Origin of the sequence: Actinoplanes teichomyceticus ATCC 31121, from assembly GCF_003711105.1 — a bacterium.
Taxonomy (GTDB): Bacteria; Actinomycetota; Actinomycetes; order Mycobacteriales; family Micromonosporaceae; genus Actinoplanes; species Actinoplanes teichomyceticus.
This window is the reverse complement of the sequence record NZ_CP023865.1, coordinates 4898502-4913457: the sequence shown is the minus strand read 5'-3', so window position 1 is coordinate 4913457 and position 14956 is coordinate 4898502. Positions and strand designations below refer to the sequence as shown.

Sequence of the window (14956 nt, the reverse complement as noted above, 5' to 3'; positions counted from 1 at the left end):
ACGCCCTATTGCGCCCTCGGCGAACCGGGGTTGCCGGGCCGGGCGATCGGGCGCGGGGATGGATAGGGTTGTCGGCATGACCCACCAAGTGCATGCCTTCGAGCCGCCCGAGCGGTTCGTCGCCGGGACGGTGGGCGAGCCCGGGGACCGGACGTTCTACCTGCAGGCCCGCGGCGGTGGCCGGGTGATCAGTGTCGCCCTGGAGAAGGTTCAGGTGTCGTTGCTCGCCGAGAAGCTCGAGGAGCTGCTGCTCGAGGCGAACAAGCGGTTCGGCGTCACGCTGCCGGAGGCCCCGCTGCTGGGGGTGCACGACAACGAGCCGCTGGACAGCCCGGTCGACGAGGAGTTCCGGGTCGGCACTCTCGGGCTGGCCTTCGACGTCGACACCGCGACCGTGGTGATCGAGGCGATCGAGGCCGGTGAGGCCGAGGTCGAGCTGTCCGGCGACCCGCTCGCCGACGACGAGGACGACGAGGACGAGGACGACGACGAGGAGCCGGACGACGACCTCGACCGCCTCCGGGTGCGGCTGACTCCGGAGGCGACCCGGGCGTTCATCGACCGCGCCCGCCGTGTGGTGGCCGCCGGCCGCCCGCCGTGCCCGCTCTGCGGCCAGCCGCTCGACCCGGGTGGCCACCTCTGTCCCCGGCACAACGGTTATCACCGGTGACGGCAGAGCCGACCGAGGTGCTCACCGAGGCCGACGCCCTTCAGCTGCTGGGCCGTGGGGAGATCGAGATCGAGGGTCGCCTGGTCGACGCCTCGAACACGACGCTGCGCGCCGAGATCAGCCTGGACGGGGTGACCCGCCGCTGCGTCTACAAGCCGGTGCGCGGCGAGCGCCCGCTCTGGGACTTCCCGGACGGCACGCTCGCCGGCCGGGAGGTGTCGGCCTACCTGGTCTCCCGGGCCACCGGCTGGGAGCTGGTGCCGCCGACGATCCTGCGGGACGGGCCGCTCGGCTCGGGTGCGCTGCAACTGTGGATCGACGAGCCGGAGGCGGCCGAGGGCCTGATCGGCTTCGTCCCGGCGTACGACGTGCCCCCCGGCTGGTTCGCGGTGGCGGCGGCCCGCGACGACGACGGCGACGCGTACGCGCTGGCGCACGCCGACGACCCGCGCCTGGCCCGGCTCGCGGTCTTCGACGCCGTGATCAACAACGCCGACCGCAAGGGCGGCCACGTGCTCTACCCGGCCACCGGCTCGATCCACGGGATCGACCACGGCGTCAGCTTCCATGTGGAGAACAAGCTGCGTACGGTCCTGTGGGGCTGGACCGGCAAGCCGCTGCCGGACGAGGCGGTCGAGGTGCTGCGGACCCTGAGCGCGGACCTGGCCGGCGCGCTCGGCGAGGCGCTGGAGGAGCACCTGACCATCTCCGAGGTGCAGCACATCGGGTTGCGGGTGAAGCGGCTGCTGCGGGCCGGGCGGTTCCCCAAGCCGCCGACCGACTGGCCGGCGATCCCGTGGCCGCCCATCTAGCGGTAGAGGTTTAGGTCACGCCCGGTCGGGTTCTGTCGGGAGTGCTGGATAGGCTCCGAGCATGGACGCTTGGACCGGGCATGAGGTGCCGAATCTGCCGGGGGACGCCCCCACGCTGAAGCTCTACGACTCGGCGCGCCGGTCGGTGCACCCGGTCACACCGGGGGAGACCGCGACGATGTACGTGTGCGGCATCACGCCGTACGACGCGACCCACCTCGGCCACGCCGCCACGATGATCGCCTTCGATCTCGTCAACCGGGTGTGGCGTGACGCCGGCCACCGGGTCACCTACGTGCAGAACGTGACCGACATCGACGACCCGCTGCTGGAGCGGGCCCAGCGTGACGGCGAGGACTGGGTGGTCCTGGCCATGCGTGAGACCGCGCTGTTCCGCGAGGACATGGAGGCGTTGCGGATCGTCCCGCCGGCGCACTACGTCGGGGCCGTCGAGTCGATCCCGGCGATCGTCGTGCACGTGCGCGAGCTGCTGGAGCGCGGCGCGGCGTACCGGCTCGACGACGGCACCGGTGACGTCTACTTCGACATCACCGCCGCGCCGCGCTGGGGTTACGAGTCGAACCTGTCGCGCGCGGAGATGACCGTGCTCTCCGCCGAGCGGGGCGGCGACCCGGACCGGGCCGGCAAGCGTGACCCGCTCGACCCGCTGCTGTGGCGCGGCGCGCGCGACGGCGAGCCGGTGTGGGACGGCGGCGACCTCGGTCCCGGCCGTCCCGGCTGGCACATCGAGTGCGCCACCATCGCGCTCAACCTGCTCGGCGACACCGTGCACGTGCAGGGCGGCGGCAGCGACCTGCTCTACCCGCACCACGAGTGCTCGGCCGCGCACGCCGAGGTGCTCACCGGCGTGGCGCCGTTCGCCGGGCACTACGTGCACGCCGGCATGATCGGGCTGGACGGCGAGAAGATGTCCAAGTCCAAGGGCAACCTGGTCTTCGTGTCCCGGCTGCGCGGCGACGGGGTGGACCCGATGGCGGTCCGGCTCGGGCTGCTCTCCGGCCACTACCGCGCCGACCGGGAGTGGACCGACGAGGTGCGCAAGGCCGGGGAGCAGCGGCTGGCGCGCTGGCGGGAGGCGGCGGCCGCGCCCGCCGGGCCGTCCGGGGCGGGGCTGGTGGCCGCCGTCCGGGAGGCGCTCAGCAACGATCTCGACGCGCCCGCGGCCCTGGCGGTCGTGGACGTGTGGGCGGACGCGGTGCTCTCCGGGGCCGGCGACGACACCGCGGCGCCCGCGCTGATGGCGCAAACGGTCGACGCGCTCCTCGGCGTGCGGCTCTGACTTTTCCGAATCCGTTTCACATTTTCTGATCGACGGTCCGTCCGACTTTTCGGGCGGACCGTCGCTTGGTTTTCCCGAGTGCTCCGCGCTGTTTCCCGGCCTTCTCGATGGGCGAAAATGGCTGCCCGCGAGGACTCTAAACCGTACCCGCCGGGCGTGTGGGCAAATTGCCTGAACAACGCGCTTTACGGTGTTATCTGGCCGAAATACGTGCGTTCTGGCCGCTGGCGCGACATGCTTTTGGAGGTCAAACCAACGTCCGAAAGGAACTATCATGCGTCGTCCGGCTTTGTACCTCGCCGGTCTGTTCCTGGCCACCGGCGCGAGTCTTGCCCTCGCAGCCCCCGCCTCCGCTGCTGTCGATGGGACCGGCCACACCGCCGGTAACGGATACGCCGCTGGTAGCGGTTGGTACCCGTACCCGGGCGGCTGCTGCGGTGGCGGCGGCGGCTACTACGGCGGCGGCAACTTCGACACCAGGTACTACCACGGTGGTATCGACAACGATCTGTTCTACCAGCGCAACACCCAGCTCGGCCTCATCAACGTGAACGGTGGGCCGACCGACTTCTGACGCTGTCCGCGCGGGAACATCTGCTCCCGCGCCCGGCGATGAGAAGCCCCAGACCCGAGGAGCCATGCGGCTCCTCGGGTCTGACTTTTCTTCCGATGTCGTGCGCCGCCGACAGCTCGCCGGCTGGTAGTCGTCTTTCTCGGCAGCGTCACGTTTCCCGCGCAACGTCACCCTTCCCGGACGGCGCGTTCTTTCCCGGACGCCGCCCTGTTCCTCGGATACCGCCTTCTTTCTCGGGCACCGTCGCCTTTCTCCGCAAGCGTCTTAGGGCGCGCGCTTCTTTCCGGCACCGACTTGTTTCCGGCGGTGTGTTCTCGCGGGCGCTGTCTCGTTCCGGCCGTCGTGTTCTTCCGGCGCTTTCCCGGTGCCACCGCGGCCGGCATCCCCGCTGGAGGGGCACACCGGAGCGCCGCGCCACGAGCGTCCGTATGCGGCGACCGGCGCGGCGGCGCGTCCGGGCGGAGCACCGGGCCGGCGTGGGCCGGGATGTGGGCCGGTCGGGCCGGCGTGGGCCGCGGGATGCGGGCCGGTCGGGCCGGTGTGGGCCGGGATGCGGGCCGGTCAGGCCAGCGCGAGGCCGGGATCCGGGTCGGGATCGGGCGTCGGGGCGGGGATCCGGTACTCCTCGGTCAGCGTGGTCATCGGCCCGGGCCAGGTCGCCTGGGCCACCTCGATCGGCTTACGGGTCTCGTCGAAGGCCACGTGCAGCAGGTGCAGCACCGGGGTGTCCGGGCGGATCTGCAGGGTCTCCGCCTCCTCCCGGCTGGGCTGGCGCGCGGTGATGGTGTCGGTCGCGGACGTGTAGCGCCGGCCGAGGGCCTCCTCCGCCTCCTGGTAGAGCGGGCGGCCGAAGGACTCCGGGCGTTCCAGGCTGGTGCCGCCGGCGTCGGTGACCCGGAACCACGAGGCGCCGACCTCCACGGTGGCGTCGTCGGTGCGCACGATGTGCCGGCGTACCAGCAGCTCGGTGCCGTCGCGCACGCCGAACGCGTCGGCCACCTCCGGCGGCGCGGACTCCCGGGCGACGCCGACGAGCTGCTGGCGGTAACGGGCGGCCAGGTCGGCGTGGTAGCCGCGGTGGGCGCCGTAGCGGCCCCGGGACAGGCGGTTGAGGCGGCGGCGGGTGCCGCGGACGTACGTACCGGAGCCGGGTTTGGTGATCAGGACGCCCTCGACCCGCAGCTGATCGACGGCGCGCTGCACGGTCTGTTTCGCCACCCCGAACATCTCGGCGACAGCCGGGATGGAGGGCAGCCGCTCGCCCGGTTGCCATTCCCCGCGACGGATGCGTTCACGCAGTTGAGCCGCGATCTGCCGATGCGGGAACTCGGCAGCGCCCGGGTTGATCGTCATGCGGACCCCCTCCAGTGGCCGTCGCCGGCGGCGGGCTACCAGCTAGGTTCCTAGGATGGCGTATGGGTGGGGTGCGCGGCCACCCGACACGCGCAACCGGAGCGGAGTGGTTCTGGCGGCACCGGCAGCGGAAAAATCTGACAGGACGGCTCGATCACGCGCGGCCGGGAACAAGGCGGACGTCCGGGACTAGAACCACCCAGCACAAGGCGGACGTCCGGGACTAGAGCGACCGGGAACGAGGCGGACGTCAGGGGCTAGAGCGATCGGAAACAGGCGGACATCCGGGACTAGAGCGACCGGGAACAGGGCGGGTGCCCGGGAGCAGGACGGTCGGCCGGCGGCAGAGTCCGGGTCGGGTGGAAACACGGCAGGCCGCCCGGTTCCAGGCGGCCTGCCGTGGCGGAACGGGTGCGCGTCAGCTCACCAGGACCCGGCGGTCGGGCCGGCGGAGCCGCCCCGGCGCCGCAGGTACTTCTCGAACTCGCTGGCGATCTCCTCGCCGGTCAGCGGCTGGATCCCGGCGTCGCCGACGCGCTCCTCCAACTCGCGCACGTACTCCCCGAGCTCGGAGTCCTGCTCGGCGGCGGCGCGGACCTTCTTCTCCCACTCGTCGGCCTGCTCGGCCAGATCGGCCATCGGCACCGGCAGGTCCAGCACGTCCTCGATCCGGCTCAGCAGGGCGAGCGTCGCCTTCGGGCAGGGCGGGTTGTTGGCGTAGTGCGGCACGTGCACCCAGAACGACAGGGCGTCCAGCTCAGCCCGGGTGGCCGCCTCCTGCAGCACGCCGACGATGCCGGTGGGGCCGTCGTAGCGGGTGGGCACCACGTTGTATTTCTCGGCGATGGCGCTGTCCGAGGCGCTGCCGCTGATCGGCAGGGGCCGGGTGTACGGCACGTCGGCCAGCAGCGCGCCCAGCAGCACGACCCGGTTGACCTCGAGACTGTGGCAGATCTCCAGCACCGACTCGCAGAACGTGCGCCAGCGCATGCTCGGCTCGATGCCGCGGATCAGCACCACGTCCCGGTCGCTGCCGGGCGGGCTGGCCACGGTGAACCTGGTGGTGGGCCATTCGATCTTGCGGGTTTCGCCCTCGGCCATCGTGATCGTCGGGCGGCTCACCTGGAAGTCGTAGAAGTCCTCGGGGTCGATGCTGGTGACCTCACGGGCCTCCCACACCTGCTCGAGGTGTTCCACGGCCGCGGTGGAAGCGTCCGCAGCATCGTTCCAGCCCTCGAAGGCGGCGATGGCCACGGGGGAGCGGAGCAGCGGGAGGCCGTCGAACTCAGTCATGGGAGACAGCCTACGTGCGGGCCAGGAAACGCACCCGGCGGCCGCGCCGAGCCGCCGGTTCGCCGGACTCCAGGTGGGGGCCGGTTTTTGCCATGAACCGGCGCATAAACTCGCATACTCGACGTTGTGACCAGCCATGTGGACCAGGTGCTCGGCCCGACCGACGACACGGTGTCCTTCATTCAGCCACGCGCGATGTTCTGCGTGACCGTGCTCTGGGTGGTGGCCGCCGTCTGGGCCGTCCTGCTCGCCGCCTTCCTGGTGCTCTCGATGGTCTTCGGGGCCCGGCCGGGGCCCGAAGACATCGTGATCTACGCCGAGCTGGCGCTGATCGTCCCGGTGGTCGTGGCGGCGCTGGCGCTGCTCGCGCTCTACCGGCGGCTGGGCTGGCTGCACACCTCGGTGCACGGCATCGACTTCGCGGCGACCGGGCGCCGGCCGGTGCATCTGCCGTGGTCCGGGATCGCGTCGGTGAGCCTGTCCGGCTGGGGGCCGTTCACCGAGCTGGTGGTGACGCCGGTCGGCGACGACTACGCGCAGGAGCTGGACGGGTCGGGGCTGGCGCCGCGGACGCGCCACCGGGGCGGGGAGCTGTCGTACGTCGTGGATGTCGGTCTGATGTCGCCGGGCGCGGATGTCCTGCTCGCCGAGCTGCACCGCCGGATTCCCTCGAAGGTCTGATGTGCCGGGCGTCCGCGCCGGTTGACGCCGAGCATGGGCGCGGCTAGGGTCCTTAACAGCTCCGTTAATTAACGGGAGGGTTAAATGACCGACCGGCTCAGCGTGATCTTCGCGGCCCTGGCCGACCCGACGCGCCGCGCCATCCTGGCCCGGCTCGCCGAGGGCGAGGCGACCGTGACCGAGCTCGCCGAGCCGTTCGAGATCAGCCTCCCGGCGATCTCCCGGCACCTCAAGGTGCTGGAGAACGCCGGTCTGATCTCGCGCAGCCGATCCGCGCAGTGGCGGTCCAGCCGCCTGGAGCCGGAGCCGCTGCGCGAGGCGACGGCGTGGATGGAGCGCTACCGCCGGTTCTGGGACGCGAACTTCGCACGCCTGGACGCCCATCTCAAGCGCCTGCAGGAGGACAAACCATGACCGATCTCGTCATCACGCGAATCTTCGACGCGCCCCGTGAGCTGGTCTACCGCGCCTTCGTCGACCCGGATCAACTCGCCGCCTGGTTCGGCCCGGTCGGCTGGTCCGTGCCCCGTGACTCGATCGACATCGACCCGCGCCCGGGCGGCCGGCAGGCCTTCACCATGGTCAACGACGACGACCCCGCGATGAGCAGTCCGGTGGACGCCCGGTTCGTCGAGGTGATCGAGAACGAGCTGCTGGTCGGCGAGGAGAACGTCAGCCACATCCCGCAGTTCGGCGCCGAGGTGCTGCGCATGCGCGTCGAATTCTTCGACGAGGAGGGCGGCCGCACCCGCTTGGTGCTGACCCAGAGCCCGTTCCCCGCCGGGATGGCGGACGGCGCCCGCGAGGGCTGGGGTTCCAGCTTCACCAAGCTCGACAAGCTGCTCGGCTGATCCGCTGCCGCGGCGCGGGCGGTCGCCTCCCGCTCAGATCCCTTCCCGGTACGACGAATCCCTCCCGCGCCGTGGTCACGCGTCCGTTCCCGTGTCGTGGTCATGTGTCCGTTCCCGTGTCGTGGTCATGTGTCCGTTCCCGTGTCGTGGTCATGTGTCCGTTCCCGTGTCGTGGTCACGTGTCTCGTGCCGGGCGGCGTCGTGGTCACGTGTCTCGTGCCGGGCCGCGTGGGGTGGTCGCCGGTCCGGATCGCCGGGCGCCCGAGCGCGGAGCGCCGGCTGGGCCGGTGTGTCCGGCCGGCGGTGCGCGCCGGCCGGACGGACCCCGGCCGGCGCGCGGGCTGTCCGGCCGTCAGTCGTGGGCGATGGCGCCCAGGACGTTGAGGCGGGCGGCGCGGATCGCCGGGACGACCGCGGCCACCACGCCGACCACGGCGGCCAGGCCCAGGTAGGTGCCCATCCGGGCCCAGGGCAGCACGATCTCGGTGATGCCGTCGTCGGCGAGGGCGCGGGCCACCGCGGTTCCCATGCCGGCGCCGACCGCGACGCCGAGCAGCGCGCCGAAGACCGAGATCACCACCGCCTCCACGGTGATCATCCGCATGGTCTGCGCCCGGCCCAGGCCGACCGCGCGCAGCAGACCCAGCTCCCGGGTGCGTTCCAGCACCGACAGTGCCAGGGTGTTGACCACGCCGAGGACCGCGATCAGGATGGCCAGACCGAGCAGCAGCTGGATCATCGTGATGATCTGGTCGAACTGCGCCGCCTGCTGGTCCACGAAGGTCGCCGCGTCCGTCGCCGACACCTCGGGGCTGTCCGCCAGCAGCTGCTTGACCTGGGGCAGCACGGCCGAGACGGCGACGCCGTCGTCGAGCCGGACGAAGCCGAGCACCGGCTGGGTGATGCCGAAGTCGGCGATCGCCGCGGCCGGCAGGATGACGCTGCCGGGCAGCGCGTCGTCCGGGAAGATCCGGTCGATCGTGTACGTGTGCGGGTCGCCCCGGGAGCTCTGCACGGTCACCCGCTGCCCGGTCCGCCAGTGGTGCTCGTCGGCGGTGGGCTGGTCCACCGCGATCCGGCCGGCGGCCAGCGGCGCGGCGGTCGTCCCGTACGCCTCGGCGAGCGTGGCCAGGTCCTTGGTGGCGGTGACGTAGCGCTGCTCGCCGTCGATGGTGACCAGGTCGTTCCAAAGCCCGGCGGCCGCGCGCACCCCCGGCAGGGCGGCGGTCCGGTCGATGACGGCCGCGTCGTAGGTCGGTGGGCGTGCCCCGCTCTGCTCCCCGCTGATCATGATCTGTGCCTTGAGGATCCGCGCGGCCTCGGCCTGCAGGCTGCTCTTCGCCGAGTCCATCACCACGGTGACGCCGGTGACCAGGGCGATGCCGACCATCAGCGCGGCCGCGGTGATCGCGGTCCGGCGCGGGTTACGGCCGGAGTTGAGCCGGCCCAGCCGGCCCGGCAGCGACCAGGCGAACAGCCGGCCCAGGGCGCCGATCACCGGCTTGCTGATCAGCGGCGTGAGCAGGGCGATGCCGACGAACGACACCAGCACGCCGCCCAGGATCAGCCACAGCGTCGCGTCCCCGGCGTCGGCGAACAGCCCGACCCCGAGCGCGGCGGCGCCGGCCGCCAGGACCGCGCCGCCGGCCACGCTGAGCCGGGTCAGCGGCCGGTCCGGGATGCTGACCTCCTGCATCGCGGCGATCGGGGCGATCCGTGAGGCGCGCAGCGCGGGCAGCACCGCGGCGATCACGGTCACCAGCAGGCCGACCACGAGCGCGCTGACCACGGCGGCGGCCGGCACGGCGACCGAGGCCAGCTCCAGATCGGCGAACGAGCCGAACACCGATGCCAGGCCGGCGCCGGCGCCCACCCCGGCGGCCAGCCCGAGAACCGCCGCGATCAGCCCGATCATGACCGCCTCGACCAGCACCGAGCCGATCACCTGCCGGCGGCTGGCGCCCATCGCGCGCAGCAGGGCCAGTTCCCGGGTGCGCTGCGCCACGATGATCGAGAACGTGTTGAGGATCAGGAAGATCCCGACGAACAGCGCCACCCCGGCGAAGCCGAGCAGGATCCGGTTGAAGAAGCTCAGCCCCTCCTGGATGCTGTCGGCGCTCTCCTGGGCCAGCTGCTTGCCGGTCTTGACCTGGTACTCGGCGCCGAGCGCGGCGGCCAGCCGGTCCCGCAGGGTCTCCGGGCTCACCCCGTCGGCGGCGTCCACCACGACCGAGGTGTAGCCGCCCGGCGAGCCGAGCATCAGCCTCTGCGCGACCGGGGTGGTGAAGGCGACCTCCTGGACGCCGCCGATGCTGTCCCGGCCGCCGGTGTAGCCCCAGATGCCGACCAGGGTGAACTCCCGCTTGGGCTCGCGGGTGAGCACCCCGACCCGGTCGCCGATCTCCAGGCCGGCGAGTTTCGCGGTGTTCGCGTTGACCGCGATCTCGTCGTCGGCGGCCGGGCCCCGCCCGGAACGCAACTCCATCAGGCCGTCGGCGCCGGTCCAGTTGCCGCCGAGCCGGGGCGGGCCCATCGAGGTGAGCACCTTGCCGTCGCTGCCGATGACGCGGGCGCCGTCGGCGTCGACACGGCCGGTCGCCGACCGTACGCCGGACACGGTTTTGATCTTGTCGATGGTCGCCGCCGGCAGCGGCGCGGCGACTTCCTCGCCGTCCATCTCGGAGACCGCGACCTTGGGTTTCGCGCTGACCGAGACGTCGGTGGCGGCGAACGCGTCCGCGAAGATCGAGTCGAAGGTGCGGTTGAGCGTGTCGGTGACCACGAAGGATCCGGACACGAACATCACGCCCAGCACCACCGCCAGGCCGGACAGGACCAGCCGCAGCTTGCGGGCGAGCAGGCTCTTGAGCGTGGCGCGCAGCATCAGAGCATCACCGGGTCGCCGTGCTTGTCCAGGCGCTTCATGGTGTCCAGCACGGTCTCGGCAGTCGGATCGGCGAGCTCGTCGACGATGCTGCCGTCGGCCAGGAAGACCACCCGGTCGGCGTAGCTGGCGGCGACCGGGTCATGGGTGACCATCACGATGGTCTGGTGGTGTTCGCGGACCGAGGCGCGCAGGAACGACAACACCTCGGCGCCGGAGCGGGAGTCCAGGTTGCCGGTCGGCTCGTCCGCGAAGATCACGTCGGGGCGGCCGATCAGCGCGCGGGCGCAGGCGACCCGCTGCTGCTGGCCGCCGGAGAGCTGGGTGGGCCGGTGCCCGAGCCGGTCACGCAGGCCGACCGTGTCGATCACGACGTCCCACCACTGCGGGTCGGCCTTGCGCCCGGCGATGTCCAGCGGCAGCCTGATGTTCTCCGCCGCGCTCAGCGTGGGCAGCAGGTTGAACTGCTGGAAGATGAAGCCGATCCGGTCGCGGCGCAGCCGGGTCAGCGCCTTGTCGCCGAGCTTGCTGATCTCGGTGCCGCCGACGTGCACGGTGCCCTTGTCCACCGTGTCCAGGCCGGCGAGGCAGTGCATGAGCGTGGACTTGCCGCTGCCGGAGGGGCCCATGATCGCCGTGAACCGGCCCCGGCCGAACTCGGCGGTCACCCCGCGCAACGCGGTCACCCGGGCCTCGCCGGAGCCGTAGACCTTCCAGATCTCCTCCGCGCGCGCCGCCACCGGCCCGCCGGCATTCGTCGCTGTCACCGTCGTCATCCCCCTGCGTTCGTGGTCCGGCCGGGGCACCGCGCCCCGACCGGCCCGCTCAGTGTGTCGGCGGATCCGGCGTCCGGCGTCCGCCGCATGGAGTAGGCCGCCTTGGAGTTCTCGCTGGGGGAGGCCACTTAGGCGGCCTCAGGGTTGCCCCTGAGTGCTAGGCCCGCAGACGCGGCGCGCGGCGGGTCACGTGAGCGCTACTGACGTTTCGCTGACGGCGAGGAGTGGAAATTTTTGACTACGGTGCAATTCCCGGCCCTGGAGGAGAACCGCCATGCCCGCTCGGATCGCCGCTGTCCTGATGTCGCTGCTGCTGGCGGGGTGCGGGACGCTGCCGGTCACCGACGACCCGGCGCCACCGGAGCCGACGGGCGCCGCCTCGCGCACGGTGGACCCGGACGGCACGGACACCGTGGAGGAGTTCGCCCGGGACATCAGGGCCGCTCAGAACGTCGCGGAGACCTACTGGGACCAGGTGTTCCAACAGCTCGGCGAGCGGTTCCAGCCGGTGCGCGAGGTGAGTGCGTACGAGCGGGACGGCGAGGTGGACTGCGGGGGTGACCCGCTGCCGCGCAACAACGCGGTGTACTGCTCCCGGGGCGATTTCATCGCGTACGACGTGAACTGGGCCTACGGGATGTTCCGGCAGATCGGCGACGCGTTCCTGTTCTACCTGCTCGCCCACGAGTACGCGCACGGCATCCAGGCCCGCCTGGGCATCCGCAAACAGTTCACCATCGAGCAGGAGCTGCAGGCCGACTGCATGGCCGGGGCGTTCATCGGCGACCAGACCCGGGCCGGGGCGCTGCGGATGCAGGAGGGCGACACCGAGGAGCTGGCCCGCGGGCTGGAGTCGGTCGGGGACGCCCCCGGGCAGCCGTGGTTCGCCGAGGGTTCGCACGGCTCCGCGCAGCAGCGGATCAACGCGTTCGCCGACGGTTACGAGAGATCGCTGCAGGCCTGCGATCTGTGAAACCTTGCTCACATCGGGTCGGCTGAGGCGGGTGGGGCACCGCAGAATGGGCGCTCGGTCCACTCGATTGAGGGAGATTGTGCTGAGCGCGACACGACCCGCCGCGGTGCTCTTCGACATGGACGGCACGCTGGTCGACAGCGAGAAAATCTGGGGCGTCGCGCTGGAGGACCTGGCCGTCCGGGCCGGTGGCCGGCTCTCCACCCGGGCACGGCTGGCCATGGTCGGCACCAGCATGCCGGCCAGCATGGCGCTCTTCCGCGAAGACCTGGGCCAGCCGGACCGGCCGTACGCGGAGGACGTCGCCTGGCTCACCGAGCGGGTCGCGGATCTCTTCGCCGGAGGTCTCGCCTGGCGCCCGGGCGCGCGGGAGCTGCTGCTCGGGGTGCGTGCGGCCGGGGTGCCGGCGGCACTGGTGACCTCGACCGAGCGACGGCTGGCCGAGGTGGCGCTCAAGACGCTCGGCGCGGAGAACTTCGACGTGGTGGTGTGCGGGGACGAGGTGCGCGCGCAGAAGCCCGACCCGGAGCCGTACCGGACCGCGGCGGCGCTGCTCGGCGTACCGATCCGGGACTGCGTGGCGATCGAGGATTCGCCGAGCGGGGTGACCAGCGCGGTCGCCGCCGGGGCGGTGGTGCTGGCGGTGCCGTCCGACGTGGCGCTGCCGTCGGTGGCCGGTGTCCACGTGCGGTCCTCGCTGGTCGGTGTCGACCTGGAGGTGCTGGCGGGGCTGCGGTAGGTCCCGCTTCGCCGCCGGGGCCGGCCGTGCGGTGCCGGCGTCGCTGTTCGGTTCCGGATTGTCCCGGCTGACCCGGCTCGGGCCGTGCGGTGCCGGCGGCCCTGTCCGGCTCCGGCTGACCCGGCTCGGGCCGTGCGGTGGCGGGGTCGGCCGTGCGATGCCGGCGGCGGCCGTGCGGTGCCGGCGGCACTGCTCGGCTCCGCCTTGTCCCGGCGTCGATCCGCGCCGGTCCGGCCCGCTTCTTGGGTCAAAAGGGGCACGCGTCATCGCGTGCCCCTTTTCGTGTGCACCGGATGATGTCGTGACGGCATCAGATCGGACTTGCGTGACGTCATAAGTGACGTCATAGTGGAGTCATGGACCTGACGCCGTACCTCGAAGGGTTGCGGACCGATCTCGCCGCGGCCGCCGCGCCCGGCGGCCCGGAGATCACCCGCGCCGCGGAACTGTTGAGTCATTCCCTGGAGCCGTCCGCCCGGCTGGCGCTGCTCGAAGCGCTCTCCGACGCCACCGCGGAGATCACCACCCGGCTCGCCGACGCCACCGTCGAGGTGCGGCTGCGCGGGCGCGAGGCCGACCTGGTCGTCACCCGGATCGCCGCCGACGAGCCGGCTCCGCCCGCGGCCCCGCCGCCCCCGCCCGCGCCGCCGGAGGGCGGCGACCTGGCCCGGCTCACCCTGCGGATGCCCGAGGCCCTGAAGACCCACGTCGAGCGGATCGCCGCGGCCGAGGGCATCTCGGTCAACTCCTGGCTGGTGCGCGCCGTCGCCGCCGCGGCCAGCCACGGCGCGCCCGCGGCGCCGCCGCCTGGGCACCGGTCCGCCCGGCGTGTCACCGGTTTCTTCCAGGCCTGAGCAGGCCGCTTCCATCCGCGCCGAGAAGGAGAGTCATGGAGTACGAATTCGAGCACGCCGAGCCGGTCACCGTCGCGCTGCGCGCCACCAACGGCAGCGTGCGCATCGACGCCGGCCGCACCGGCACCGTCCGGGTGGAGGTCACCGCGCTGGACGGTTCGGCGGCCGCCCGGGAGGCCGCCGAGAACACCCGCGTCCTGCTGGAGGGCGACACCCTGGTGGTGGCCGCCCCGCAGGTCGAGCGGTGGCGCTGGCGTCGCGGCCCGGCGCTGCGGCTCACCATCGAGGTCCCCGAGGGCAGCACCCTGACCGGCGAGAGCGCGGCCGCGGACGTGCACGCCACCGGCCGGTACCGCGACGTGCACCTGAAGGCCGCCTCCGCCGACATCGGCGTCACCGACGTGCTCGGCGACGTGCACCTGACCGCGGCCAGCGGCAACCTGTCGCTGGAGCGAGCCGGTGGCGCGGCGGCGCTGAAGAGCGCTTCCGGGAAGCTCCGCATCGGTGACGTCACCGGTGACGTCATAGCCAGCACGTCGAGCGGCGACATCTCGCTCGGCTCCGGCGGCGGCTCACTCGAGGCCGGCACCGCCAGCGGCGACATCGTGGTCGGCTCGCTGTCGCGCGGCCGGGCGCGTATCCGCACGGCCTCCGGTGATGTCACCGTCGGCGTCGCGCCGGGCACCGGTGTCTGGCTCGACGTGACCACCGCCAGCGGCGACAGCAGCATCGATCTGGCCGCCCAGGACGGCATCTCGCCGGTCGCCGACGGTCCCGGCCTGGAGGTGCGCGTGCGCACCGCCAGCGGCGACGTCCGGATTCACCGCGCCACCGACCGGGTCATCGCCTGATGCCCGGGCTCGCGGCCGCCCGCCGCCTCCTGCCGGCCATCGGGCGCCCCTTCCGCGCCGCACCCGCCCCCGCCGGCGGTGGGTCCGGCCGCCCGCCCGTATCCGGCGGCCCGGCGGCGGCGCGGCGGGCGGTTTAGCAATTCCGGCGGCGGCGGTCCGGCACGTTCGGTGGTGGCGCGGTGGGCGGTTCATCGAGTCCGGCGGCGGCGGTCCGGCACGTTCGGTGGTGGCGCGGTGGGCGATTCAGCGAGCCCGCCGGCTGCGCGGCGGGCGGCCCGGTTCAGCGAGTCCGGTGGCTGCGCCGCGCGGTCCGGCGAGTCCGGTGCTCGCGGCCGCTTCGCGCCT

The 14956-nt window shown here is 72.4% G+C and carries 15 protein-coding genes; 11 read left to right on the top strand and 4 right to left on the bottom strand.

Annotation, left to right across the window (positions count from 1 at the left end; genetic code table 11):
- Nucleotides 1-76 precede the first annotated feature (76 nt).
- The 4 genes from ACTEI_RS21725 (at nt 77) to ACTEI_RS21710 (ending at nt 3356) form a co-directional block, all read left to right on the top strand.
- The gene (locus ACTEI_RS21725; RefSeq protein WP_122979328.1) at nt 77-670 is read left to right on the top strand and encodes a DUF3090 domain-containing protein; all 594 of its coding nucleotides are present in this window, start codon (nt 77-79) and stop codon (nt 668-670) included.
- Entirely contained in the window at nt 667-1482 is an 816-nt protein-coding gene (locus tag ACTEI_RS21720; RefSeq protein ID WP_122979327.1) for an SCO1664 family protein, read from the top strand. The genes ACTEI_RS21725 and ACTEI_RS21720 overlap by 4 nt, the downstream gene beginning before the upstream one ends.
- A 61-nt stretch (nt 1483-1543) precedes the next feature.
- Nucleotides 1544-2782 carry a cysteine--1-D-myo-inosityl 2-amino-2-deoxy-alpha-D-glucopyranoside ligase gene (gene mshC, locus ACTEI_RS21715; RefSeq protein ID WP_122979326.1) on the top strand — a complete coding sequence of 413 codons (1239 nt, stop codon included), beginning with the start codon at nt 1544-1546 and terminating at the stop codon, nt 2780-2782.
- A gap of 274 nt (nt 2783-3056) precedes the next feature.
- The gene (locus ACTEI_RS21710) at nt 3057-3356 is read left to right on the top strand and encodes a hypothetical protein (RefSeq protein ID WP_145830880.1); all 300 of its coding nucleotides are present in this window, start codon (nt 3057-3059) and stop codon (nt 3354-3356) included.
- Nucleotides 3357-3917: 561 nt separating this feature from the next.
- Here ACTEI_RS21710 and ACTEI_RS21705 read toward each other — a convergent pair.
- Both ACTEI_RS21705 and ACTEI_RS21700 read right to left on the bottom strand, forming a co-directional pair.
- Nucleotides 3918-4709 (bottom strand): GntR family transcriptional regulator, encoded by a 792-nt coding sequence (locus ACTEI_RS21705; RefSeq protein ID WP_122979324.1) that lies wholly within the window; start codon nt 4707-4709, stop codon nt 3918-3920.
- Between the two features lie 423 nt (nt 4710-5132).
- On the bottom strand, nt 5133-6002 hold the full coding sequence (locus tag ACTEI_RS21700; protein ID WP_122979323.1) for a PAC2 family protein: 870 nt from the start codon (nt 6000-6002) through the stop codon (nt 5133-5135).
- Nucleotides 6003-6128: 126 nt separating this feature from the next.
- On the opposite strand from ACTEI_RS21700, the gene ACTEI_RS21695 reads away from it, so the two are divergent.
- The 3 genes from ACTEI_RS21695 (at nt 6129) to ACTEI_RS21685 (ending at nt 7534) form a co-directional block, all read left to right on the top strand.
- Nucleotides 6129-6683 carry a hypothetical protein gene (locus ACTEI_RS21695; RefSeq protein WP_239082624.1) on the top strand — a complete coding sequence of 185 codons (555 nt, stop codon included), beginning with the start codon at nt 6129-6131 and terminating at the stop codon, nt 6681-6683.
- An 84-nt stretch (nt 6684-6767) separates the two neighbouring features.
- Nucleotides 6768-7097, top strand: coding sequence for an ArsR/SmtB family transcription factor (locus ACTEI_RS21690; protein WP_122979321.1), 330 nt, complete (start codon nt 6768-6770; stop codon nt 7095-7097).
- Nucleotides 7094-7534 (top strand): SRPBCC family protein, encoded by a 441-nt coding sequence (locus tag ACTEI_RS21685; protein WP_122979320.1) that lies wholly within the window; start codon nt 7094-7096, stop codon nt 7532-7534. The genes ACTEI_RS21690 and ACTEI_RS21685 overlap by 4 nt, the downstream gene beginning before the upstream one ends.
- Nucleotides 7535-7886: 352 nt before the next feature.
- Here ACTEI_RS21685 and ACTEI_RS21680 read toward each other — a convergent pair whose 3' ends face one another.
- Together ACTEI_RS21680 and ACTEI_RS21675 are read right to left on the bottom strand one after the other, a co-directional pair.
- Nucleotides 7887-10418 (bottom strand): ABC transporter permease, encoded by a 2532-nt coding sequence (locus ACTEI_RS21680; protein WP_122979319.1) that lies wholly within the window; start codon nt 10416-10418, stop codon nt 7887-7889.
- Complete coding sequence (locus ACTEI_RS21675) at nt 10418-11194, bottom strand: ABC transporter ATP-binding protein (protein ID WP_122979318.1); 777 nt, start codon at nt 11192-11194, stop codon at nt 10418-10420. Before ACTEI_RS21675 ends, ACTEI_RS21680 begins: the two co-directional genes overlap by 1 nt.
- Before the next feature lie 274 nt (nt 11195-11468).
- Between ACTEI_RS21675 and ACTEI_RS21670 the strand changes: the two genes are divergently transcribed.
- From ACTEI_RS21670 to ACTEI_RS21655, 4 genes are all read left to right on the top strand, one after another.
- On the top strand, nt 11469-12167 hold the full coding sequence (locus ACTEI_RS21670) for a neutral zinc metallopeptidase (RefSeq protein WP_122979317.1): 699 nt from the start codon (nt 11469-11471) through the stop codon (nt 12165-12167).
- Nucleotides 12168-12273: 106 nt separating this feature from the next.
- Complete coding sequence (locus tag ACTEI_RS21665) at nt 12274-12906, top strand: HAD family hydrolase (protein ID WP_164466290.1); 633 nt, start codon at nt 12274-12276, stop codon at nt 12904-12906.
- A 356-nt stretch (nt 12907-13262) separates the two neighbouring features.
- Nucleotides 13263-13760, top strand: coding sequence for a hypothetical protein (locus ACTEI_RS21660; RefSeq protein ID WP_122979316.1), 498 nt, complete (start codon nt 13263-13265; stop codon nt 13758-13760).
- A 35-nt stretch (nt 13761-13795) separates the two neighbouring features.
- Nucleotides 13796-14611, top strand: a complete 816-nt coding sequence (locus ACTEI_RS21655) for a DUF4097 family beta strand repeat-containing protein (RefSeq protein WP_122979315.1) — start codon at nt 13796-13798, stop codon at nt 14609-14611.
- The last annotated feature ends 345 nt before the right edge of the window (nt 14612-14956 follow it).

Coding starts and splice junctions, on each gene's coding strand:
- ACTEI_RS21725 (WP_122979328.1), top strand. CDS start 77: ATGACCCACCAAGTGCATGCCTTCGAGCCGCCCGAGCGGTTCGTCGCC.
- mshC (WP_122979326.1), top strand. CDS start 1,544: ATGGACGCTTGGACCGGGCATGAGGTGCCGAATCTGCCGGGGGACGCC.
- ACTEI_RS21710 (WP_145830880.1), top strand. CDS start 3,057: ATGCGTCGTCCGGCTTTGTACCTCGCCGGTCTGTTCCTGGCCACCGGC.
- ACTEI_RS21705 (WP_122979324.1), bottom strand. CDS start 4,709: ATGACGATCAACCCGGGCGCTGCCGAGTTCCCGCATCGGCAGATCGCG.
- ACTEI_RS21700 (WP_122979323.1), bottom strand. CDS start 6,002: ATGACTGAGTTCGACGGCCTCCCGCTGCTCCGCTCCCCCGTGGCCATC.
- ACTEI_RS21690 (WP_122979321.1), top strand. CDS start 6,768: ATGACCGACCGGCTCAGCGTGATCTTCGCGGCCCTGGCCGACCCGACG.
- ACTEI_RS21685 (WP_122979320.1), top strand. CDS start 7,094: ATGACCGATCTCGTCATCACGCGAATCTTCGACGCGCCCCGTGAGCTG.
- ACTEI_RS21680 (WP_122979319.1), bottom strand. CDS start 10,418: ATGCTGCGCGCCACGCTCAAGAGCCTGCTCGCCCGCAAGCTGCGGCTG.
- ACTEI_RS21675 (WP_122979318.1), bottom strand. CDS start 11,194: ATGACGACGGTGACAGCGACGAATGCCGGCGGGCCGGTGGCGGCGCGC.
- ACTEI_RS21670 (WP_122979317.1), top strand. CDS start 11,469: ATGCCCGCTCGGATCGCCGCTGTCCTGATGTCGCTGCTGCTGGCGGGG.
- ACTEI_RS21660 (WP_122979316.1), top strand. CDS start 13,263: ATGGACCTGACGCCGTACCTCGAAGGGTTGCGGACCGATCTCGCCGCG.
- ACTEI_RS21655 (WP_122979315.1), top strand. CDS start 13,796: ATGGAGTACGAATTCGAGCACGCCGAGCCGGTCACCGTCGCGCTGCGC.